The following is a 21,990-nucleotide window of genomic DNA, read 5'->3' as shown; positions in this document are numbered from 1 at the left end:
CAAAACTCTCCGCTGCCCCTTGCCTATTCCCGGACTTACCCCGATCCGATACAATTAAACGGTTGTCTTGGAAGAATTAATAGTGATCGAGCGTTATACTCTCCCCGCAATGGGGAACTTGTGGACGGATAGATATAAATATCAAACATGGCTAGAGGTAGAGATAGCCGTCTGTGAAGCGCAGGCAGAATTAGGCTATATTCCAGGGGATGCAGTAGAAGAAATTAAGGCAAAAGCTAATTTTGATCCCGATCGCATTTTAGAAATAGAAGCAGAAGTGCGCCACGATGTCATCGCCTTTTTAACAAATGTTAACGAATATGTGGGCGAGCCGGGACGTTATATTCATTTGGGTTTAACCAGTTCTGATGTATTAGATACCGCCCTGTCTTTACAATTAGTCGCCAGTTTAAACCTGATTTTAGAACAATTAGAAGATTTTATCCAAGCCCTGCGTTATCGCGCCCAAGAACACCGTTATACAGTCATGGTAGGACGTTCCCACGGCATTCACGCCGAACCGATCACCTTTGGCTTTAAACTAGCGGGATGGTTAGCGGAAGTGCTGCGAGGACGCGATCGTTTAATTCGCTTGCGCCAAGACATCGCCATCGGTAAAATATCTGGTGCAGTGGGAACCTATGCCAATATTGACCCGAAAATTGAGGCGTTAACCTGTCAGAAGCTAGGATTAGAACCGGATACCGCTTCCACTCAAGTGATCTCCCGCGATCGACACGCCGATTATGTGCAACAATTAGCCTTATTAGCGGCTTCGATCGAACGTTTTGCCGTGGAGATTCGCAACCTGCAAAGAACCGATGTCCTAGAAGTGGAAGAATACTTTTCCAAAGGACAAAAAGGCTCCTCCGCTATGCCCCATAAACGTAATCCCATCCGTTCAGAACGCTTAACGGGAATGGCGAGAATTATCCGTAGTCATAGCGTTTCCGCTTTAGAAAATATCGCCCTCTGGCACGAAAGAGATATTTCCCATAGTTCCGTAGAACGGGTGATGCTGCCGGATGTTTGCATTTTGACCCACTTTATGCTTAAGGAAATCACCGATTTAGTCAAAAATCTGCTGGTGTATCCCGAAAACATGAAGCGAAATATGAATGTTTACGGTGGCGTGATTTTCAGTCAAAGAGTTCTTTTAACTTTAGTGAGTAAGGGAATTAGCCGGGAATCTGCCTATAAAATCGTCCAAGAAAACGCCCATCGCGCTTGGAACACCGATAAGGGCAATTTTAAAGCTTTTATCAGCCAAGATGAGCGAGTTACCACTATTTTATCCCCCGACGAGATCGAAAGTTGCTTTGATCCCCAGCAGCACCTAAATCATCTTAATAGCATCTACCAAAGGTTAGATATTTAGGGAGCTTTCAGTGATCAGCTAACCACTAGCTTGTTGCTTTAGAAAGGTAATGACAGCGTTTTGGATTGTCGGTTGGCGATCGATCTTTTCTCAGAAAGCGATCGCTGTTCGTTTCTCGATCAAGGTCGCGTTTGAAGATAAAACTAAAGAATCGGCGCAGGCGAGTACGAATCGGGTAAAATAAGGGTCTGTATTCGGAGTGTTCGTTTTTATGATGAAAATCAAACTCTTGAATTTAGGTAGTATTAAAGAGGCAGAAGTGGATCTTCGGCCTCTAACCGTTATTATTGGCCCGAATAATTCTAATAAAACTTATATCGCCTACTCGATTTATGGGTTATGGATTAATCAGCTTGACGGCTTTTATTTTTCTAGTGAAATTTTAGAAAAAATAGAATTTACAAATCAAGCCGATCATTGGTCTTTAAAAATAGACCGACATTTTTATGATGTTATATCCGAAATTGTTCAAAAGTCCGCATCTGAATTTAGCGGGATAAAACTACAATCTTTTTTCCAAGATTCTAGCGGCAAGATTTTTGAAAAAACGAAATTCAGTATCGAAATTTCCGAAGATGATATTAAAACAGCTATAGAAAAAGTTTTAGCGGATACAATTGAATATCGCGGGTCATTAGCTTCACTTGGAATCAAGAAAATCGAGCGAAGCGAGAACAATAATGAGATTTTATTTTATCAAGAAAAGGAAGATAAAATTAATAATTATAAAGACATAGTTTTTCTTAATTTTGTTGCTGCTGTTGTAAAATTTTCATTTTCCGACGCACTTCCTTTACCCGCCGAAAGAAACGCTTTTATAAATACCTATAAAATGCTGGGCAATAGAAGATATAAGCTACTTAAAGGGAATCAGAGAGAGCTATTGACACAAGGACGTATTAATAGACGTATTAATCGAGATAGACAGTTAGAGTTACTGAAAGAACAGGGAGATATTCGCTATCCTCAACCAGTAGAGGATTTTTTAGATTTTTTAACTGACATAGAACTAGAAAATAAGCCCGATCCCATTGCCAAAAACAAAAATGATTTTCAAAAATTAGCTGATCAAATTGAAAAGTATATTCAAAATAACAATAAAACAATCTTTAAAAAGACTAAAATTGGAGGCAGAGAAATTAAAGTTTCGGTAAAAAGAAGTTTAGAAATCGATCTTTATAATGCTTCCTCGTCTATTAAACAATTAGCCCCGCTTTTACTCTATTTACGCTATCGAGCAAAATCCGGGGATTTTCTGGTGATCGATGAGCCTGAAATGAACTTACATCCAGAATCTCAGGTAAAATTGTTAGAATCTTTAGCGATTTTAGTAAATTTAGGAGTTAGAATTTTATTGACGACTCATAGCCCCTATTTGATGGCTCATCTTAACAATATCGTTAATGGTAATCACCAAAATCCAGAACTTTTAGCCGAACAAGCTAAATTGCTTTATCTGCAAGATAGCCGAGCTTTTCTTAAAATGGAACAGGTTAGCGCCTATGAAATGAAAAATAATCAATTACTTTCTTTACACGACCCTGAATACGGTATTCGTTGGGATACTCTCAGCGATGTATCAGTTGATATTCAACAAAAGTTTTTTGCAATTTATGAAGCAGGACAACAAAACCAAGAAACCGAAGAAGAATGTTCCTCAGAAGAAGAATAAACTCGATTGGCAGAAATTTAACTTTTTAGAAAATTTGCTTATTTTCTGTACCGTACCCAATCGGATCGCTCCACCCGAAAGCGGTGTCAGCTTTCGGATTACCAAGCCAGAAAAAGATTCCGTTTGTATTTTATTTAAAACTGATCGTCAGAAGGATCCTCTCGTTAGAAATCAAAAGCAGAAAAGACCTGATTATTTATCTCTTTTTATTCAGAATGACTTACTTCTGCTGACAATTATCGAGATGAAGGGAACTAATAAAAATTCCACGAGTACAGGTATCGAACAAATTACAACTTTTAGAGATATTTTAAAACAAGAAATTGCCGATCATGTCACCAGTAAACTTAAATATAAATTACAAGCTATCCTATTAACTCCCTATAATGCCGATATTCCTCGAAAGGCGATCAAAGAGGAAGCGGAGAAAGGATTTATTATTTTACCTATCCAGTATAATTTGAAAGCGGAGCTTTATCCTTATGTTTCCAAGACTTACAGGAAAGCGGATTTAAGCAAAATAAATTATATTCACGACGAGCAACATAAAGAATCCGATTGTTTGTTAATCGAAAACTTGTTGGCTAGACAAGCATCGGACAAACGTGAACAGGATAACTATTATTTATGTAAATTCACTCCCACCAAAGATAGACAAGGCATCTATATAGATTATCAGGTGTCGAGCGATCGAGACTTGATCACCCTATTAACCGATCCGCAGGGAAAGAAAGTTCAATTGGCTTACTGTAGTGATGATTCTCAAAGTTCAATCGATCAAATTCAGGAAGAGATTAAAAATTTAAACATATATGGAATGGTAGAGATGGTAAGTCGCCTAATCAATAGTTAGTATAAAAAATAGGTGTAGAGAAATCGGCGTTGCTGATTTGAGATATGAATCTTCTTTTCTGGTATTTTTAAAACCTAGAGCCAAACTAACTTTTGCACGGGAACCTGCACAGTTGCCATTCATGCCTTGATTCAGCAATGCCGAAAATTAACCATCTCTGCCATTACTTTAGAAAAATGGTATTAGCAAGGTCCTATTCACGTTTGATCAGGATTATCTTCTATATTGTTGACTTTCGTTAATTGTGGAAAAATATCTCGTACTGCCTTTTCAAATTTTTTGTAGGAAGACAAGGATTCTAATTTCGACAATGGGATGTTTGTACCAATCGGTGAATATAAATCGTCAATTTTTAGTTTATTTCGATACCGTTTAGTTATACCTTCTCTGGCTTTATTGATGGCATTTTTAATCGTTTCTTTCGGATTGCTAAAAGATTCGGGATCTTTATCGATTGCTAACTCACTATCACTTTTATTTGTACACAATTCTTTTTTTAGTAATTCTTTGTCTGCTAATATCCAGGCTTCAGTCATTTGTATTGGAACGATAGCAACTAAATTTTTGCATAAGTCTCGCTCGTCTGATTTAATAGCATTAAAAGCCGGATCAATTCTTTCCTTAAATGCGTTTTCATCTGTTTTATCATCTGCGTCTGCATGGAAGCACAAAACCATTGCTCCCTTCTCCACCGCTTGAATTGCATATTTTTTAGCTTTTTCTCGGATATTTTCGCCAGAGATTTGTGGAAGACAAATTGGGTCAAAAATTTCTATTTCTTGTTCATCGTCAAGAGCAACTCTCTCGAAAGTGCGCTGAATAATATTCGTTAAAAATCTATGATCGGAACTGCCTTCTGTAGCTAAGGCAATAATTATTTGTTTGATTTTTTTTGCCATCTTAATTGATTTACATTAATTGGTTTTGTTGATTTTTAATATTTTTAATCGCACTTTCAGCATCAGCAGTTTTTAGATATTCGACAACTTCCGAGAGAGTTAGCTTGGCCTCATTTTCGGAGAAAAATAAGGTTAATTGCTTTTTATTATCTTTGATAACAGGGTGAAAATTACTGCTTTTCATCTTAATTCGCTTCCCTTCAATAGTGGATATTCGATTGGTAAGTTGAGAAAGCCAAATGCTGACATTTTTATCATCTTGCCAATTAATTAATTGACTCACCAGAACTGGAGAATGAGTGTTCACTATTACTTGGCGTAAAGGCATTTCAGTATCTTTAAAATCGACAGTTAGCTCTTTTAATAATCTTGCCATTGCTTCAATACGAAAAGGATGAATGCCATTTTCTGGCTCTTCAAAACACAGTAATCCTGTGTGTTGTCGGTCGTATTGCAGGACACATAATGTTAATAAACGTAGGGTTCCTTCGGAAAGCACTCTCGAAGAAAACTCCCGACCATCATCACCTTTTACCTTGATAATAAATTGTCGATTTGCTTTGTCGTCATAAACATTAACTTCTGTAAGATTCGGTAGCAGATTATTGAGATCACGGGAAATTGCTGTGAGGGTATATTCATCATCTTGTTTGATGCGAAATAAAGCAGCGGCTAAATTCTTTCCGCTTGCTGTTATTGTATCTCTGATGCCCATATCTTGACGAGTAGGTTCTCGCAGATCTTCGGGATTAAGCTGCATAAACTTCCAACTCAGCATTTCTTGTTTGGCGGCTAATATATGTTTAAAATCTATGGTATTAATGCTGCTTAAAACAGTTTGTGATGCGTTTTTTGCGGGAAATACTTTTTTATTTCCTTGTTGACCGTCTTGAGGTACAACAATGGTAGCAATACCACTCTTATCTTCAGTATTAATATAAGGAATGGCTCTCCTCCCCGTTACTTTTGGTCGCCAAGTTTCCAATACTGTCTTAGGAATATAATTTTTTACCCAATTATCTTCATTGTGCTTTAAATTTTCTAAACATTCATCAACAATATACAAGTTTTCAAATCCACTTATATTAGACTCTCGTTTAATTTTTAATTGATAGCGCAACCTTGTATATTTAAGATCGACTTCCCCACCCCAATTATCTTTTACCTTGCGATTGACTAACATTTCAACTATAAATTCCATTTCCGTGGCGTAGTCGTCCTCATCATACTGGGTAAAAAGTTCGCTAGGATGTCCTCGCTGCTCGCTAAAAGCCGTCTTCAGATCCACTTCTGCCAACCGCGCCAACAATTGCAAAGCATCAAATAAATTACTCTTACCAGAAGCATTAACCCCAGCAACTACAGTAAGCGGCGTAAATTCCATTTCAAAATTATGAAAGGATTTAAAGCCATGAATTTTAATATAAGTAATCATAGTTTTAGGCGATAGGTAATATTAAAACATCAGCGCAATATTTAACCATACTGGAAAATCTTATCAACTTTCGCCTGATACCGTCCTACTATAATCTAGACATTGGCTTACAGGGGTAGTGCGATGCCGCCGATTTTGTCGGGTGCGTTACCTGCTGCAACGAGGGAGAACGCACCTTACCGATCGATTCCTGAGAGTATAGGGTCTTAGTCTAACAAAACCCATAGACAACAGCTTATCTGGCTGACGGCCGACGGCTGACGACCGGCGGCTAAAAATTAACATTGCAAGAAAACTTAACAATTGGCCAAGAAACTCGATCGAGTAGGTAGAATAGCAAGTAAACCATTTTGTAAACTCCAACCGATTAACTAACTAGAATAGAGATAACCCAGAACGCCTGTGATAGATAAAAGACGCACTACTCGCGATCTCCCCCAAATTAACGAAAGAATCCGCTTTCCCGAAATCCGCGTTATCGATAGCGACGGCTCTCAACTGGGAATTATTACTCCTGCCGAAGCTTTGCGCGTGGCCGAAGAAAAGGAACTTGATCTCGTCCTCGTCAGTGAAACGGCAAGTCCTCCCGTTTGCCGGATTATGGACTATGGTAAGTACAAGTTTGAACAGGAGAAAAAAGCCCGCGAAGCCAAGAAAAAACAGCATACAGCCGATATAAAAGAAGTTAAAATGCGCTATAAAATCGATGAGCATGACTACAACGTGCGAGTCAACCAAGCGCAACGTTTTTTAAAAGCGGGAGATAAGGTAAAAGCGACGATTACCTTCCGAGGTCGGGAAATTCAACACTCTAACCTAGCGGAAGAATTACTGGCTCGCATGGCCAAGGATTTAGAGGATGTAGCTGAGGTACAGCAAGCACCAAAAAAAGAAGGTCGTAACATGATGATGATGTTATCGCCGAAAAAATAACTAACTAATCCAGAAAAAGGGGCTAAGTCCCCTTTTTTGTTCTTCGGAAATCCCGAAAGGAAACCAATAATCTAAAACAAATGTATTATCCGAGAATTAAGTCTCTGGATTGCAATCACAGGCACTCACAGGGGTTAACCTAGTAGCAAAAGACTATTGCGAAGCATAACCTAAAAATTGATTACCGAGTTTACTGCCATTGAGCGTGAATGCGTGGATGGAGTAAACGCTCGACCGGTTGACCGTTTTTTAAATGTTCCTCGACAATCTGATTGACATCCTCTGGTTTAACACGACAGTACCAAGTTTCTTCGGGAATAATCCTCACCGTGGGGCTAGTGCTACACTGTCCTTGACAACCACTGGTCATAACGATGACATCTTCTGGGAGAGCTGCCGTTTGCCATGCTAAAAGAAGCTCGGACGCACCCTGCACCAAACAGGAAGAATGCTGACAGACCATCACAAATCGCTTTTGGGGATAAGACATATTACCTAAAAAGTTGCAAAATTGGATAGTTCCCCGGTTATATTCTTGGGAGTCGCTTTGGGGAAGCATAGTTTTATTTTGCCCCGAATCCCCGATACTGGCAACACAAAAAAAGGGGGCTGAAAAATTAACCATCAATCTTTAAAATAGAATTGGGAGAAAAATTTAGTCAATCAAGAGGGTAAAAGTGGCATTCGCTAGTCATTGGATCATGTTAGGTTTATTATTGGGTTTTGCTGTTGCCCATAGCGGATTAGCCAGTTTACGAATGCGGGGAGAAGCCATCATCGGTGCGCGACTGTATCGGGTATTATTTGCCCTTGTGAGTATTCCTCTAGCAGTAATTTTAGTAGTTTATTTCTTCAATCATCGTTATGATGGTTTGCTTCTCTGGCAAGTACAGGGAGTAACCGGAGTAAAAACCCTAGTTTGGATACTTTCGGCCATTTCTTTTTTCTTTCTCTATCCTGCCACCTTTAACCTGCTGGAGATCGCCGCTATCCAAAAACCCCAGGTTCATCTCTATGAAACCGGCATCCTGCGCGTTACCCGTCATCCCCAGATGGTAGGACAGGTGATCTGGTGTATTGGTCACACCCTCTGGTTAGGGACAAGCTTTACCCTATTAACTTCCCTAGGTTTAATTGCTCATCATCTTTTTGCTGTCTGGCATGGCGATCGCCGTTTAGAAGACCGTTACGGAGAGGCATTTTTAAAGATCAAAGAACGCACCTCAGTGGTTCCCTTTTTAGCAATTATCGATGGTCGGCAAAGTCTAAAATGGCAAGAATTCCTTCGTCCTGCCTATCTAGGAGTAACAGGGTTTATTTTACTCCTCTGGTGGGCGCATCCTTGGCTAATGCAAGCAACAAGTAAAATTTATTGGTGATTTTGCTCCCAACTCCTTTCCTGTTGATCCCGATTGGTGTAGAATGGCTTCTATATCAAAATAAAGTTTTCATAAAATACGTTTAGACATGATACTATCTGTCAACGAAAAGAGCTTCCCTAAGCTAGTTTTAGAGTCTTCTCGTCCGGTTCTCGTGTATTTTTGGGCGCCTTGGTGTGGTTTATGTCGTTTAATCCAACCCACCCTCTTTTCTTGGCAAAATGAGTGTCAAGATGCGATTCAATTAGTCGGTGTCAATGCCGATAATAATTTTAAATTAGCTAATAGTTTTCGTCTGCGTAGTCTGCCTACTTTAATTCTCTTCGATCGAGGTGTTCCGGTTCACCGTCTGGAGGAAATTCACAGTCGCGAGGAATTGCAACAAACCCTGCGACTAATAGTCAAAAATCAAATCCCGCGTTCAGCTTAAGGGAAAGATATCTTTTCTGATGGGACTGGCAGAGATAATATAATGGGACAAAAAGTAGATAATCCCAATTGCTACAACTCCCATAGTTCCCCCAGTTCAAAAAATTAGGAGGCTTGAAAAAAATGCCGATTGGTGTGGCTGAATTTGTCGAAAATCAGGAAAATCGCTGTCCTGTGGTACTACTACTAGATACCTCTGGTTCAATGCAAGGGGAACCGATTAAGGCTCTCAATGATGGGATCAAAACCTTGATTATAAATTATTGGGTCAGGATGTTTTGATTGGAGCCGTGGCTGATGGGGCCGGTAGTGCCAAACATTCGGATTTGGGTGCGAAAATAACAGTTGAAGCAGCGCTGCATTTTTTAGAGGAAAATCTCTAAAAAACAGCATTTGCGGCAACTGAAACTGAAGCCGAATTAAAGGAAATATTCTGGCAAATGTTGGCTTATGTTCAGCAAACTCTCCAAGAAGAAGCCGAAAAAGAACAGTTAGACATTAATGATCTGGCGACAACTTTACTGGTTGTTTTGGTTACTTCAAAACGATTAGCGGCGATGCAGATAGGAGACGTTTTTATTGTGTTCAAACCTCTGGGAGGAAATTATCAGTTATTGTTGCAGCCTGACAAGGGGGAATGGGGAAACAATCAGAGAAACTTCATCATTAGGTAAATAATAGTCGTCCTTTTGGTTCAGGAATGATTCGTTCTAGTTGTTTGGCAGTTTCAATCCATTCTTGAATAACAAGTTCAGCATTTTGTACAGCTTCTTGATAGGTTTCTCCATCTGCCATACATCCTGCTAATTCTGGAACTTCAACAATAAAAGCTTGATCTTCCTCACTCCAATAAATAATTAATTCATAGCGAATTTTCATCTTTCCCTCCTAATTTATATTTTAAAATTAGATTACGAATTTGTTTGATTTGATAAGTTATGTAGGTTGGGTTGAACAGAGTGAAACCCAACAATTATAGGCTTTGTGTTGGGTTTCGTGCCTCAACCCAACCTACTACTACTGAACCAGAGAACAAAGAATCATCATAACATTATTGATCATCTGGCAAAGCTAAAATTTCATCCCCAATTAAATCAGGTAAATTTTCGGTATGAACGTGCAAGTGAGTAATTGAGCCTATTAATTCTGCCAAAATATCCCCTTTTTGGTCATCAGTTAGGCTTGGTAATTTAAGCTGACTTAGTAAGAATAAAACCGCCTCGCATTCTTCACCTAATTCAGATAATAGAGTGGCCAAGGTAGAGTTGACTTTCAAGGGTTTTTCAGTGTTTGAAATCATTGCTTATTTTCCTCTGTTTAATCGCTTTTCTGCTCTAGATAAACTTTTTTCTAAACCTTTAATTTCTCTTTCTCAGTAATTAATTAAGTTTTCATCGGGGGATTCTTTTTGTTCCTCATTGGCAATTTTTTGATGATGATTCAGAATTTGATAACGAATGCTTTCAACAGATTTACGAAATTTCTTTTTTGACAAGTATTTACTCCTAACTTGCGCTGGTTAATATCTATCGTAATTATAAACCATAGATTATGTAGGGGAAAATGGCATTTACCCTCCTGGGGTGACGGTGACAGGTATCGAATCGCGGAACCCCTGATAACCTCGTGTGGAAACGATGTAGGATCGGAGTTTGAAAAAACTGCGACACGCCTTATACGCTACAATTCACTGACACAGGACTGTCCAAACTCTTGAATATAAACACGCACTAAAAAAGTGTGATAGTGGGATGCCCCCAGTGGAATACCCTTTAATGTTTTGACATTTTTACAGGATAAAGCTAAGATAAGGACTATTCATCTTCAATCGTGGACAAAATGTTAGCGGAAATCAGGCTCAAAACCTTAACTGTTGCCATTATCTTTAGCTTTATTGGGTTAACCACCCCTATTTATGCAGAAAACCCCGATCATGTAGCAAAACTAAAAAAGACAAAACAATGTCCGGGTTGCGATCTCAGTGGGGCAGATTTAAGCAAGTTGAACTTAAAGAATGCCAACTTGAAAGGTGCTAATTTAAGAAGTGCCAATTTAAGCGAAAGTAATTTACTACAAGCTGATTTGGAAGGGGCAATTTTAACAGGTGCTAACCTAGGTTATGCTAACCTCATTGGGGCTAACCTCAAGAATGCCAAGCTAAATAGTGCTGATTTGGGTCGTGTAAAATTTATGGATGCTAATTTGACGGGAGCGAGTTTAGCTAATGCCTCTATATATGGAGCCAACTTTACTGGGGCTGATATGAGTGGTGTAATTTTGAATGGTACTCGAGGTTGCGGCGATGCCATTGCACCCGATGGAAGTACAGGAATAAGATGTTAAACAACATCTAAAAACATCTAAGCAATTCTTGATATTAATTACCTTTCTTTCGACAATCTGCAAAGCGTGAATATAGCAAGTGCCGATTCGTATTGCTTCCTCCATCTGACCAACCCTCTCCTAAAGGATAAGTTATTTGTACCGGAAGATGTCCTTGAGGTGGATTGGCATATTTAATATCATCACTCGATATATAGCTACTACCAGAACTGGTACTAGATGGTAGTATCCATTGAACCCATTGAGCAAATTGACGATAAGCTTCAATGATAGTTGTTGAATTATTTTTAGCATCATTCCAAAACTTTAATTGTGCCGACAGTCCTAATTGATTATTACTGTACTCAGACCAAAGCCGATCAATAAATTTTAAGTCCTCACAAGCAAAACTATTAATATCCTTTTCATCCAACCAGTCCCTATTTTTCCAATCTGGATTTTGATACTTGGCTGACGCTAACATTAACTTAAAAGTTATGTCGTCTGCTTCTTTCCATTTCTTTTGTTGCAGGAGTTCTCGTAGCGTTGTATAGTCCACGCCAGTGGTTGAGGAGATAAGGGTCGATCGTGGTTGGATTGGCGGATTTGATGGTGTAGGTTTCGGTGGCGTAAGCACGGGAGGTGATGGACTGGGTTGGGGGGATACTACGGCTATAGATGAGCGAAAAACAATATCTCCCCGATTTAAGTTAACATCTAGAATCGTCCCAAATTGAGGATGTTGATTTCCCCTTGTTAAATTGGGAATATGTTGCGTCAAATAAAGACCTAATTCACTTCCCGTTACATACCCATCTTTTGTATAATCAGCCTCCCCTTCTAATGCTCTCAAAAATAGCGGCGTAAATACACTTTTTGCAGGAACTTTTTCATTCGCATCACCAGCCGTTAAAAATTGCCTCACGGGTTTATTCATCACATCTCGGATATAAGCATTTCCCGCATCCTCTCCATTAGATCTTTGTTTAAAAATCGTTCCCGAGAAACAACTATCAAACACAAATAAAACGTGCTTTGCCTCCATTTGAGTTGCCCAAGAATTAATCTGTTCCATTGACAATGCCGCTTTCAGAAAGCCCTGTTCATCAACAATCGGATCGGGTGCATCAACGGGAACTAAATATCCTTTGGTCTGCTGACGAGTGTAACCATGCCCTGCAAAAAAAATCACTAGACGATTATTCTGTCGATAACCATAATCATCGATAAAATCCTTGATCCCATTACTCAATTTAGTTCGATTGGGATTGGGAATTTCTCTAACCTGAAATCCTTGTTTTTGTAGTGCCGTTACGACCTCTTTCGCTTCATATTGAAGGTTATTTAATTTTCCCCAATTTTTATAATCTCCAGCCCAAATAACTAAAGCATGGCTTTCTTGATAAACAATAACTTCTTTCCCATTAGCATCTTTTACGATCAAGGAATTACGCTGAGCTTGTGCTATTTTTATACCAACAAGACTAGCTGTTATTCCCGTTAATGCCAAACATCCCCAAAAAGCCTTTTTCATTACCTTACTCCTTCCACATCATTTTATTAATGGGGTTAGTGCTTGGATGAGTTCGGTTGCCTTTGGATCGTTTTTTTCTCTAAAAATTATCTTGACTTCATTACCTTGATCGATAATAATTGTCCCTCGTTCTAAATTTGCATTGTTTTCGATTAACAATTCTCCTTTTTTGTTTTTACGGACAATAACTCCTCCATATTTAGTATCTTTATAAATTTCTAATAAAGTTGTGGCAATCTGCCCCAAAGCAACTGCCCCAATTAAAATATAAATAAGGGGTAATCCCCGATCATCCGTTATCGTTGACTTGTCTGGAATGACTTGCCCTTCAAAGTTCAATTCTTCCCGAACAGTGTTCACCTGTTCTGCGGGAACGCGCCACTGAATGTTGACTGATTGACTTTCCTGCGCTGAAACGCTTTGGTTTGAGAATCGATGGAAAAAAAGGCTCAAAACCAAGCCAACCAAAAATTTGCGCCGTTTAATGATAGACATCAATGCCACCTTAAGCTCGTCTTTTTTCTGATTTTAACAGTAGAATCGCCGATGGGAATGAATAACTTAATTTATGACTCCATTCGTCTCACCTGAGAAATTTCTAATTTCATATCTACCGAAAAAAGATTCCAGGTTGACCATTCCCGTGGCGATCGTTTATGAAAAAGATAATGGTGTTCAGCTAACCATTCTCAATGCTTCCCCGTCTCCACGGTAAAATAGGCAATGCTCACCCTAGTCATGCAAGGCGTAAAATTTCCCAGATTTTCAGATATTCTCGCTGACTACTTTTGTAGATCTTCATTGGCCCGAAAAATCGCTTCTTGACCATCACTAGAGGCCACAAAACCCATAAAAGCTTTGACTGCTTCACTAGCAGGTTCTTTGTAAACGTAGTAAAGGGTACGCTGCCAGGGATAATTAGGTTCACTGGCTGAAATTCCCTCAATAGCGAGCGCTCTGACGGTTTTTTGGTCGGCAATTTGGCTATAGGTTGCGTAACTAATGCCATTCAGTCCTAAAACTCGCAAAATTGGGGTGGTGGCATCCCTATCCATCATTTTAAAATTAGTTCCCCTACCAAATTCTCCCCCTTGCAGCACTTCCTGACGAAAACTTTGATAAGTGCCACTAATCGGAGGACGATTAATCACTTGAATAGTAGCTGCAGAACCTCCCACCTCGGACCAAGAGGTGATTTTTCCGGTAAAAATATCTTTAACTTGGGCAGTGGTTAACCCCCCCGCAAAGGGATTTTTTACTCCCACTACAACAGCGATCGCATCTCGAACGATCGGACTAGAAGCCAATCCCTGAGAGCGTTCTGACTCGGTTAAAGGTCGTGACACCGCCGCAATATCGATCGCCCCCCGGGCTACTTCCTCTAATCCCACATCAGATCCTTGAGCATTTGTCAATACCTCTACCCCCTGAAATTTGGCCGTTAAAGCGGCTTTTAAGGCTTGATTAATCTGTACCATACTGGTGGAGCCGTTAATGCGAATTGTCGTGCCACTGGGGATAGAAGTCCGTGGGGAAAAACTAACCACTTCCTGGGGGGAAGGGGGAGGGGGTAGGGGAGAGGAGGCACTTCCCGATGTTGGGGATTTTTGCGGACTTTTACTGCTGCCACAGAGAAAAAATTCTTGACCTGCGGCACATTGACTTTGTAGCCAGAAGTAACCCCCACCTAAAATGCCCGCAGTGGCTAAAAGAGCGATTATTAAAGCAGTTGTTTCGTTTTTTTGAGACATACCCATCATTTGCTGACATTAGGGGGTCGATCGCCCCGACACCGGTGATCAATTGAAGTTTCGATGATATTATCTTAGTGCATGGAAATCCACTCTTAATTTAGGACTGTATATCATGACCCACGCACCTATATCCCCAGTCGTACTGGTTATCCTTGATGGTTGGGGTTATCGCCCGCAAAGGTCGGATAATGCGATCGCAATGGCGAAAACCCCGATTATGGATAGTCTCTGGGAAGTTTATCCCCACACCTTAATCCGCACCTCCGCTAAGGATGTGGGACTACCGGAAGGACAGATGGGTAACTCGGAAGTTGGCCACCTGAATATCGGAGCGGGGCGGGTTGTACCACAGGAGTTAGTACGGATTTCCGATGCGATCGAAGATGGTTCGATTCAACAAAATCAGGCTTTATTAAAACTCTGCGACGAGATTCGCCCTAAAAAAAGCAAATTACACCTAATTGGTTTGTGTTCCGAGGGGGGAGTTCATTCCCATCTCGATCACTTACTGGGATTATTAGACCTAGCGAAAGTGCAAGGGATTAGCGATGTCTGCATTCATGTCATCACCGATGGTCGCGATACCAATGTCACCGACGGGATGCTCGCTATTAAAAGAATTCAAGAACATACTAATAAAATCAAACTCGGTCGCATGGTGACTCTCAGTGGCCGTTATTATGCCATGGATCGGGATCGCCGTTGGGATCGGGTGGAAAAAGCCTATAACGTGATGACCAGTGATCAAGGTATCGACGGGCGATCGATCACAGAAGTATTACAGGCATTTTATGATCAAAATATTACCGATGAATTTATTCCCCCCACCAGAATTGCCCCGGGGGCGATCGAAGCGGGCGATGGGGTGATATTCTATAATTTCCGTCCCGATCGAGCTAGACAGTTATGTTATGCCCTGACTATGCCCGATTTTGAAGATTTCGATCGAGATTTAATTTCTCCGCTTAGTTTTGTCACTTTCACCCAATACGATCCGAAATTACCGGTAGATGTGGCCTTTGCTCCCCAGAATTTAAATAATATTTTAGGACAGGTGATCGCTCAACAGGGATTAAAACAGTTTCGTTGTGCGGAAACCGAAAAATATCCCCACGTCACCTACTTTTTTAATGGGGGGTTAGAAAAACCCTTTGAGGGAGAAGTACGCGAATTAATTCCTAGTCCAAAAGTTGCCACCTATGACCAAGCTCCGGCCATGTCGGCAGCCGCGGTGACAGCAGCGGTCTCTGCGGCGATCGAACAGGGGATCTATAGTCTGGTGGTAGTCAATTACGCTAACCCCGATATGGTGGGTCATACGGGCATTTTAGACGCGGCCATGAAAGCAGTGGAAACGGTGGATCTATGCTTGGCTAAGTTGTTAAGTAGCATCAATAAATTGGGGGGAACAGTGTTAATCACTGCCGACCACGGTAACGCGGAAACGATGGTGGATGAGTCGGGTAATCCTTGGACCGCCCACACGACTAATCCCGTTCCTTTAATTTTAATTGAAGGGGAAGGAAGAAAAATACCCGGCCACGGTGGCGATGTGCAGTTGCGGGATGATGGTCGTTTAGCCGATATTGCCCCCACTATCCTGGAAATTCTCTCTATTCCCGTCCCAGTAGAAATGACCGGGCGATCGCTGATTAAACCAGCCGAAGTGGAAATTAAAGCCAGTCGCACTCCCGTCCGCATCTCGCTTTAACGAGTAAAAAGTCAAGAAAGGGGAATTTTATGCTGAAAACCATCGAAGGTGTTTATCGAGATGGACAAATACACCTAACCGAGTTACCCAATGATATTAGCGATCGCTCACAAGTGCTGGTGACTTTTCTCGATCAAATCGATCCTAGTAAGCTCAGACAACTGATGGAGTATTTAGAGAGCATTGAGGGGATTCAGCAAGGTTTCGAGGAGATAAACTCCGGTAAAACCCGTCCTCTTGCCGATTTTGCCCAAGAAATGGCCGAAAAATATGGTATTTCAGGTTGAAATTACCCCAACTGCCACGGCACAGATCGAAAAAGCCTATCGCTGGTATCGAGGTTATAATGCTGAGTTTGCTGACCGTTGGTTTCGAGGATTAATGAATGCTATTGCGACTCTGCAAGAGAAACCAACTCGTTGTGCTTTAGCGCTCGAACAGACGATTTTTCTACCCAAAGAAGTCCGACAACTTTTTTATGGGAAAGGTAAAAATGTCTATCGAGTGCTTTTTACAATTAGAGATAGTACGGTTTATGTGTTAAGTAGCTGGTTATAATTAAATTAAAAATGGATTTTAGGTTCGATCCCCCCTGCCCCCCTTGATAAGGGGGGTGCCGATCCCCCCTTAGTCCCCCCTTTAATCCCCCCTTGATAAGGGGGGTGTCTGACAACTTTTAACGCCTACCTACTTATATGTTCGCCATAGCGCCCAAGCACCACTAACACTTGAGGATATAGAGGATGAAGAGGACCCTAGTTGATAACTAATTCAAAGCTGACGGCTTGATAACTGCTATACTTTGTAATGGAAAATAGAGAGTAATAATCATGACAGTGGTGCTGGTAGTACAGATTATTTGGGCGCTGGCGGCGGCCTTTCTGGCGATTTTGGTGTTATTACACAGTCCCAAAGGGGATGGTATTGGCGGTATTGGCGGCCAATCACAGATTTTTACCAGCGCAAAAACGGCGGAAAAAACCTTAAATCAGGTGACTTGGGCGTTGGGGACTGTATTTATCACCCTAACTATTGTACTGAGCGCCGGCTGGTTAAATCGCTAAATGCTAAGAGGTCGGTTCTCTTTTCTAGGACTCGCAGCCTTGGCGAGTCTTTTGCTGTTTTCCTATTCTTTGATCGCCGACAGTCGATCGCTACCAGAGTTAAAAACCCATCCTTTACCCGCTAATTTAGCCCAATGGCAAGAGCAAAACCAGTCCGGGGATTATTTTGATGCTGTGGAAATCAGTCCCGTGGGGGCGTTGATTTGGTCGCAATTTCCCGTGAAGATTTATGTTCACAGCGATCGCAGTTCTTGGCTGAGTTTAGTACAACAGGCGATCGCTGAATGGGGGCAGTATTTGCCGATGGAGTTGGTAAATCGGGCAGAATTGGCCGATATCCTCATTAAACGGGAGTTACCGCCGTCGGGAGTCCGTTTTAATGCCGAAACGGGTAAGTTAGAACTGCCCCGGGTGCGTTCTGCCATAACACAATACGAGATTTTTGTCAAGGAAAATCGCCTAACTCATCGGATGAGTATCCAGATTAGTCCTAATTTAGCCGATCGGTCGGCCTTAGCCGCAGCGCGGCACGAATTAGGTCACGCTTTGGGAATTTGGGGTCATAGTCCCCTGGAGACGGATGTGATGTATTTCGCTCAAACTAGAGATATTGCCCCGATTTCTAGCCGGGATATTAACACTTTAAAAAAGGTTTATCAGCAGCCAACTCAGTTAGGTTGGGAGATGAATCAGCTAGGGTATCTAATACCTGAATAGGTAAATATTGCTCTTCAGTCGGTTCTGCTATTAAAAAGTATAAGTTATGGATATACTTAGGGCTTGCTGAATAATGGTGAAATATAGACGAAGTAAGGGTTTTAGGGTCTTGTTTCGCGAAACAGGTGCAAGATTTTGAGAGAATCGTGGTTCAAAACCTTGCGTCTTCATGGTTCCGCGTCCTGTAGGGGCGAAGCATTCGGGCAATAACCTATCGGTAAAACCGGAGATTTTCTATCCGAATGCTTCGCCCGTACTTTTTGCCGCAAACCCCTACTTAACCGACTAAGATGCAGCAATGTTCCTGACTCCATTGCTATCTGTTAACCTATAGATGGAATATTTTCAATCAGCTTATGAAAGTGGTGCGGCTGGCTTGGGTGTTAACTTTGGCATTGGTGATCATGCCGCCGACAACAGTGGCACAAACACTAGAGCAGTTATGGCAACAGGGTGAAACCGCTCAAGCGCAAAAAAAATACCCGGAAGCCGAAAGAATCTGGCGACAAATTATTCAGCTTGATCCTAACAGTGCTGTGGCTTTTAGCAATCTCTGCGCTGCGCTATTCCGTCAAAATAAGTTAGACGAAGCACTGATTTTCTGTCAAAAGTCGCTCGCTCTCGATCCAAAACTTCCAGAAACCTACAACGGTCTCGGTATCGTGCTGGCAAACCAGAAAAAACTGACAGAAGCCGAGGAGATGTTCCGTAGGGCGCTCGCTCTTGATGATAAGTATGTCCGTGCCTACAACAATCTCGGTAACGTGCTGAGGGCCCAGAAAAAACTGAAGGAAGCGGAGGAAATGTACCGTAGGGCGCTCGCTCTTGATGATAAGTTTGTCCCTGCCTACTACAATCTCGGTAACGTGCTGTATGACCAGAAAAAACTGACGGAAGCCGAGGAAATGTACCGTAGGGCGATCGCTCTTGATGATAAGTTTGTCGATGCCTACAACGGTCTCGGTAACGTGCTGTGGGACCAGAAAAAACTGACGGAAGCCGAGGAAATGTACCGTAGGGCTTTAGATTTACCAGATGATACTACTGGGACTCCCACTACCGCTCACACCCTTGCCCATAATAATTTGGGTCGGCTCCTACAGGAACAGGGCAAGCTAGAGGCAGCGATCGCTGAGTTCGAGAAGGCGACAAAAATCGATCCGAAGTTTGAATTTGCCAGCAATAACCTGCAAGAGGCCCGGCGCTTGTTATCGTTGCAGCAACAACCGGAGCAGATCATCGCTTTGAATACCACCAAATATCTACCCCAAGAGGATCCCCTCACCCGGATCAAGCGATCGATCGTTAAAATCAGTGTTGTCTTTACCGGTAACGCCAAGGGGACTGCCTACGGTACGGGTTATGTGGTCAAACGCCGGGGAACAACGGTGTGGATTATCACTAATCGTCATGTGGTGGTCGATCGCGACACGGAACAGAGGGCCGATAATCTGGAAAATAATCTGGAAGTGGAACCCTATTACGGCGAAAATCTACCCAACCTCCCGCGCGATCGTGTAGTGGCTAAAATAATTCACATCACCCAACCCCAAGAAAACTTGGATTTAGCTTTGCTGGAAGTCACGGGTTTACCAGACGATATCAGTCCTTTAACCTTTCATCAAGGCGAAATTAACCCACAAACACCGATTTCTATCATCGGACATCCTGAATCAAAAGATTGGTCGAAGTACGAGGCGATTACCATCGGCATTCAGTCTAGTAGCGGCAATTTATTAATCGATGTGAGTCTGGCCGTGGGGGGGTCTGGTAGTCCAGTATTCGATCAGGAAATGCGGGTGATCGGATTGATGTTTAAAACGATTAACGAGTCCCAAATCGATTCTTCCGGTATCGGTTTCGCTTACCCAATCGATCGAGTTCTCCAAAAATTAGCTCAATGGCAGGTGGTTGTACCATGAAAAAATCATTTATTGCCCTCAACTTAACAATTCTTAGTCTTATTTTGGTCTCGTTCTTCCCTATTCAAGCTCAAAACTGTGGGACGGGAAATACTAGATCTAGCAACTATATCCAGAGAGATAATGACAAGCGCTGTGAGGGAATAGCTCCGATCGATATTGCGGGCAGTTTTAGTCTTATTTCCCTTTCTATCGGCCGGATTCGGGAGATGACTGACCCCCTAAAGTTGGAAGTACCTAGTCGTAATAACCGAGCGCCAAAAGTGATAGTGCGTTCTGTGCCAAAAAATTATCAACTCGCTCCCTTCACCTTGCGTCCCCAAGGTTCTCGCTATCAATTTAAATGGTCTAACTATGTTATTGATCGCGAAGATATCGCCCTTGAAAGTCTGCGGGCCACGGCCTCTATCAGTGACGGTAAATTGATCTATTTGCCAGTTATTTTTAATCAGGCAAAAACCTATGATATCGTCCTTTTTGCTAATGTGCGTAGCCAGATCAAAGAATTACAAATCCTCCAGAACAACGAGGTTATCTATGAGACTTCTCGCCCTAACTGGCAACCAAAAGGAGAAATTTTCTTTAGTTGGGATGGTCGTACTTCTGATGGTAAACTGGCTAAGGCGGGATTGTACGAATTGCGAGTCAAAGCTTTATTAGAACAAGATGATGCTCCTCCCAGAAATGCCCCGATTAATATAACTTTTGAACATAATCCCCAGTGGCTAAAATGAAGTCCAAGCATAATTTTAAAAGTTTCTGGCGATTTATCAGGAAAAATCTCAAGTTTTGCACAGTTTTTATAGTTACTCTAGCACTGGTTTTCCTGTCGATTTTTTGGGGAATTATCCCAGTTAAACAAAACTTTGAAGGCAATTTATTGGTAAAAAGCTTTAGTTTTACCTGTCAAGAAAACGAAAGTTTATTGCTCAAAGATGTCTATAATCTTTCCCAAATAGATCTATCGGGACTGAAAAAATTTACCCTCGCTGGCATTTTTAGCAGTCTTGCAGATCCCGAACTCAATAAACGAGAGCGACTAGAAATTGAATCAATCCGGGAAAATAGCACTTTAACAATTACCCCGACGGCGGATTTTATCCTGCAAGAACTCCGTTTACAAAAGGAAACTAGAGTTAAAAATCTCAAATACGCGCCTTTTAATAATCTTTTGGCTTTTAGTTTGCAGCCAAATTCTCAACCAGTAAATTTATCATTTAACCCTAGCGGCAACCCGATTAAAATAACTCTTTCTGGTTATAAAATTGCTAATTTACCCCAAAAAAAAGAGGATATTCCCCTCGAATTTAATCTCAGCACCACCGAATTTAAATTAGAAATACAACAAGCGATCGATGTTAATTTACAACTTTCTCAAGATCAAGAACAGCCTATTTTTTGGCGCAATATTAAAGTTAATAATGTTAGATTTGAGCGACCGATTATCACCGGTAATAATGTGAGAGATGACTTAGTGGAATCAACAATTATTTCTGGTAATATCCGGATGGCTCAACAGGATCTTAAGCTAGAAGAAAATCAATTCCTGATCGTCGAGAAACCGGGGGTAGAGATATTAAATCAGATAAAAATTATCCGAGAGGATAGTAACCAAAACCTCAAACTAAAAACCACGGGGGAAAACTTGCAGATTAGCGAAGCATCACAAGGTTTAGAAGTGAGCGTTTCCGGCAATACCAACAGCATCCAAGTGGGGTTAAATCCGCGACTACCGATCGCCCAGATTCAAGGCAGTTTTTTATCCCGTTATCTTGGCAGCGAGGCGATCGTGGCGATAATTTCCTTTTCTGCTGGTTTAATCGTTTCCTTGCTTTCGTGGTTATTCGATAATTTTCCTGCTTCTCCCTAAAAATTACCGTCCCGCTCGCTAAACTGCCAAATTGATAAGATCCTTTGACCTTTCGCCGCCCTATTGAGCAAAACTAGGTATAAACACTTTCTTAAGAATTAACCTATGTCACAATAGA

At 41.3% G+C, this 21,990-nt stretch carries 26 protein-coding genes and 2 pseudogenes; 19 read left to right on the top strand and 9 right to left on the bottom strand.

Annotation, left to right across the window (positions count from 1 at the left end; genetic code table 11):
• The first annotated feature begins 82 nt into the window (after positions 1–82).
• The 4 genes from purB to ACQY1Y_RS19880 are packed head-to-tail and all read left to right on the top strand — an operon-like array spanning position 83 to position 3,903.
• A complete protein-coding gene (gene purB / locus ACQY1Y_RS19895; protein WP_430014700.1) occupies positions 83–1,378 on the top strand; it encodes an adenylosuccinate lyase in 1,296 nt (431 codons plus the stop codon).
• Between the two features lie 49 nt (positions 1,379–1,427).
• Positions 1,428–1,562 carry a hypothetical protein gene (locus tag ACQY1Y_RS19890; protein ID WP_002747389.1) on the top strand — a complete coding sequence of 45 codons (135 nt, stop codon included), beginning with the start codon at positions 1,428–1,430 and terminating at the stop codon, positions 1,560–1,562.
• Between the two features lie 27 nt (positions 1,563–1,589).
• Positions 1,590–3,050, top strand: coding sequence for an AAA family ATPase (locus tag ACQY1Y_RS19885; RefSeq protein ID WP_008206637.1), 1,461 nt, complete (start codon positions 1,590–1,592; stop codon positions 3,048–3,050).
• Entirely contained in the window at positions 2,992–3,903 is a 912-nt protein-coding gene (locus ACQY1Y_RS19880; protein WP_430013411.1) for a hypothetical protein, read from the top strand. Before ACQY1Y_RS19885 ends, ACQY1Y_RS19880 begins: the two co-directional genes overlap by 59 nt.
• 197 nt (positions 3,904–4,100) lie before the next feature.
• Here ACQY1Y_RS19880 and ACQY1Y_RS19875 read toward each other — a convergent pair whose 3' ends face one another.
• Positions 4,101–4,802 (bottom strand): DUF4276 family protein, encoded by a 702-nt coding sequence (locus ACQY1Y_RS19875; RefSeq protein ID WP_430013410.1) that lies wholly within the window; start codon positions 4,800–4,802, stop codon positions 4,101–4,103.
• Positions 4,803–4,812: 10 nt separating this feature from the next.
• Positions 4,813–6,237 (bottom strand): AAA family ATPase, encoded by a 1,425-nt coding sequence (locus ACQY1Y_RS19870; protein WP_430013409.1) that lies wholly within the window; start codon positions 6,235–6,237, stop codon positions 4,813–4,815.
• Positions 6,238–6,639: 402 nt separating this feature from the next.
• On the opposite strand from ACQY1Y_RS19870, the gene infC reads away from it, so the two are divergent.
• On the top strand, positions 6,640–7,170 hold the full coding sequence (gene infC / locus ACQY1Y_RS19865; RefSeq protein ID WP_002736104.1) for a translation initiation factor IF-3: 531 nt from the start codon (positions 6,640–6,642) through the stop codon (positions 7,168–7,170).
• 190 nt (positions 7,171–7,360) lie between these two features.
• Here infC and ACQY1Y_RS19860 read toward each other — a convergent pair whose 3' ends face one another.
• Positions 7,361–7,660, bottom strand: a complete 300-nt coding sequence (locus ACQY1Y_RS19860; protein WP_002786792.1) for a (2Fe-2S) ferredoxin domain-containing protein — start codon at positions 7,658–7,660, stop codon at positions 7,361–7,363.
• A gap of 187 nt (positions 7,661–7,847) precedes the next feature.
• On the opposite strand from ACQY1Y_RS19860, the gene ACQY1Y_RS19855 reads away from it, so the two are divergent.
• From ACQY1Y_RS19855 to ACQY1Y_RS19840, 4 genes and pseudogenes are all read left to right on the top strand, one after another.
• On the top strand, positions 7,848–8,549 hold the full coding sequence (locus tag ACQY1Y_RS19855; protein WP_430013408.1) for an NnrU family protein: 702 nt from the start codon (positions 7,848–7,850) through the stop codon (positions 8,547–8,549).
• Between the two features lie 88 nt (positions 8,550–8,637).
• Positions 8,638–8,979, top strand: a complete 342-nt coding sequence (locus ACQY1Y_RS19850) for a thioredoxin family protein (protein WP_016514592.1) — start codon at positions 8,638–8,640, stop codon at positions 8,977–8,979.
• A 122-nt stretch (positions 8,980–9,101) separates the two neighbouring features.
• A pseudogene (locus ACQY1Y_RS19845) lies at positions 9,102–9,227 on the top strand (vWA domain-containing protein); the annotation flags it as partial.
• 2 nt (positions 9,228–9,229) lie between these two features.
• Positions 9,230–9,625: pseudogene (locus ACQY1Y_RS19840) on the top strand (PP2C family serine/threonine-protein phosphatase); the annotation flags it as partial.
• A gap of 19 nt (positions 9,626–9,644) precedes the next feature.
• Here the strand turns inward: ACQY1Y_RS19840 and ACQY1Y_RS19835 are convergent.
• From ACQY1Y_RS19835 to ACQY1Y_RS19825, 3 genes are all read right to left on the bottom strand, one after another.
• Positions 9,645–9,857, bottom strand: a complete 213-nt coding sequence (locus tag ACQY1Y_RS19835) for a type II toxin-antitoxin system HicB family antitoxin (protein WP_002765615.1) — start codon at positions 9,855–9,857, stop codon at positions 9,645–9,647.
• A 172-nt stretch (positions 9,858–10,029) separates the two neighbouring features.
• Complete coding sequence (locus ACQY1Y_RS19830; protein ID WP_002745417.1) at positions 10,030–10,278, bottom strand: hypothetical protein; 249 nt, start codon at positions 10,276–10,278, stop codon at positions 10,030–10,032.
• Between the two features lie 72 nt (positions 10,279–10,350).
• Entirely contained in the window at positions 10,351–10,473 is a 123-nt protein-coding gene (locus ACQY1Y_RS19825; RefSeq protein WP_002753062.1) for a hypothetical protein, read from the bottom strand.
• A 344-nt stretch (positions 10,474–10,817) separates the two neighbouring features.
• Here ACQY1Y_RS19825 and ACQY1Y_RS19820 point away from each other — a divergent pair, with 344 nt between their 5' ends.
• The gene (locus tag ACQY1Y_RS19820) at positions 10,818–11,321 is read left to right on the top strand and encodes a pentapeptide repeat-containing protein (protein ID WP_430014699.1); all 504 of its coding nucleotides are present in this window, start codon (positions 10,818–10,820) and stop codon (positions 11,319–11,321) included.
• A gap of 34 nt (positions 11,322–11,355) precedes the next feature.
• Here ACQY1Y_RS19820 and ACQY1Y_RS19815 read toward each other — a convergent pair whose 3' ends face one another.
• Together ACQY1Y_RS19815 and ACQY1Y_RS19810 are read right to left on the bottom strand one after the other, a co-directional pair.
• Positions 11,356–12,834 (bottom strand): GUN4 domain-containing protein, encoded by a 1,479-nt coding sequence (locus tag ACQY1Y_RS19815; protein WP_430013407.1) that lies wholly within the window; start codon positions 12,832–12,834, stop codon positions 11,356–11,358.
• An 18-nt stretch (positions 12,835–12,852) separates the two neighbouring features.
• Positions 12,853–13,329, bottom strand: a complete 477-nt coding sequence (locus ACQY1Y_RS19810; protein WP_061432093.1) for a hypothetical protein — start codon at positions 13,327–13,329, stop codon at positions 12,853–12,855.
• Positions 13,330–13,402: 73 nt separating this feature from the next.
• Here ACQY1Y_RS19810 and ACQY1Y_RS19805 point away from each other — a divergent pair, with 73 nt between their 5' ends.
• Positions 13,403–13,549, top strand: coding sequence for a hypothetical protein (locus ACQY1Y_RS19805; protein ID WP_155119083.1), 147 nt, complete (start codon positions 13,403–13,405; stop codon positions 13,547–13,549).
• A 67-nt stretch (positions 13,550–13,616) separates the two neighbouring features.
• On the opposite strand, the gene ACQY1Y_RS19800 is transcribed toward ACQY1Y_RS19805, so the two are convergent.
• Positions 13,617–14,594: a phosphate ABC transporter substrate-binding protein gene (locus ACQY1Y_RS19800; protein WP_430013406.1), complete on the bottom strand. Its 978-nt coding sequence runs from the start codon at positions 14,592–14,594 to the stop codon at positions 13,617–13,619.
• Between the two features lie 106 nt (positions 14,595–14,700).
• Here ACQY1Y_RS19800 and gpmI point away from each other — a divergent pair, with 106 nt between their 5' ends.
• The 8 genes from gpmI (at position 14,701) to ACQY1Y_RS19760 (ending at position 21,872) form a co-directional block, all read left to right on the top strand.
• Positions 14,701–16,299, top strand: coding sequence for a 2,3-bisphosphoglycerate-independent phosphoglycerate mutase (gpmI, locus tag ACQY1Y_RS19795; protein ID WP_430013405.1), 1,599 nt, complete (start codon positions 14,701–14,703; stop codon positions 16,297–16,299).
• A 29-nt stretch (positions 16,300–16,328) separates the two neighbouring features.
• A complete protein-coding gene (locus tag ACQY1Y_RS19790; protein ID WP_002736285.1) occupies positions 16,329–16,586 on the top strand; it encodes a hypothetical protein in 258 nt (85 codons plus the stop codon).
• The gene (locus ACQY1Y_RS19785; protein ID WP_002737927.1) at positions 16,570–16,857 is read left to right on the top strand and encodes a type II toxin-antitoxin system RelE/ParE family toxin; all 288 of its coding nucleotides are present in this window, start codon (positions 16,570–16,572) and stop codon (positions 16,855–16,857) included. Before ACQY1Y_RS19790 ends, ACQY1Y_RS19785 begins: the two co-directional genes overlap by 17 nt.
• 272 nt (positions 16,858–17,129) lie before the next feature.
• Positions 17,130–17,363 carry a preprotein translocase subunit SecG gene (gene secG, locus ACQY1Y_RS19780; RefSeq protein WP_002736485.1) on the top strand — a complete coding sequence of 78 codons (234 nt, stop codon included), beginning with the start codon at positions 17,130–17,132 and terminating at the stop codon, positions 17,361–17,363.
• Entirely contained in the window at positions 17,364–18,080 is a 717-nt protein-coding gene (locus tag ACQY1Y_RS19775) for a peptidase (protein WP_130756886.1), read from the top strand.
• A gap of 356 nt (positions 18,081–18,436) precedes the next feature.
• Entirely contained in the window at positions 18,437–20,002 is a 1,566-nt protein-coding gene (locus ACQY1Y_RS19770) for a tetratricopeptide repeat protein (protein WP_430013404.1), read from the top strand.
• Complete coding sequence (locus ACQY1Y_RS19765; protein WP_430013403.1) at positions 19,999–20,736, top strand: FlgD immunoglobulin-like domain containing protein; 738 nt, start codon at positions 19,999–20,001, stop codon at positions 20,734–20,736. The genes ACQY1Y_RS19770 and ACQY1Y_RS19765 overlap by 4 nt, the downstream gene beginning before the upstream one ends.
• Positions 20,733–21,872: a hypothetical protein gene (locus tag ACQY1Y_RS19760; RefSeq protein WP_430013402.1), complete on the top strand. Its 1,140-nt coding sequence runs from the start codon at positions 20,733–20,735 to the stop codon at positions 21,870–21,872. The genes ACQY1Y_RS19765 and ACQY1Y_RS19760 overlap by 4 nt, the downstream gene beginning before the upstream one ends.
• Positions 21,873–21,990 lie beyond the last annotated feature (118 nt).

The organism is Microcystis ichthyoblabe FBCC-A1114 (assembly GCF_050500245.1).
Taxonomy (GTDB): domain Bacteria; phylum Cyanobacteriota; class Cyanobacteriia; order Cyanobacteriales; family Microcystaceae; genus Microcystis; species Microcystis ichthyoblabe_A.
This window is presented reverse-complemented; position numbering and strand designations above follow the sequence as displayed.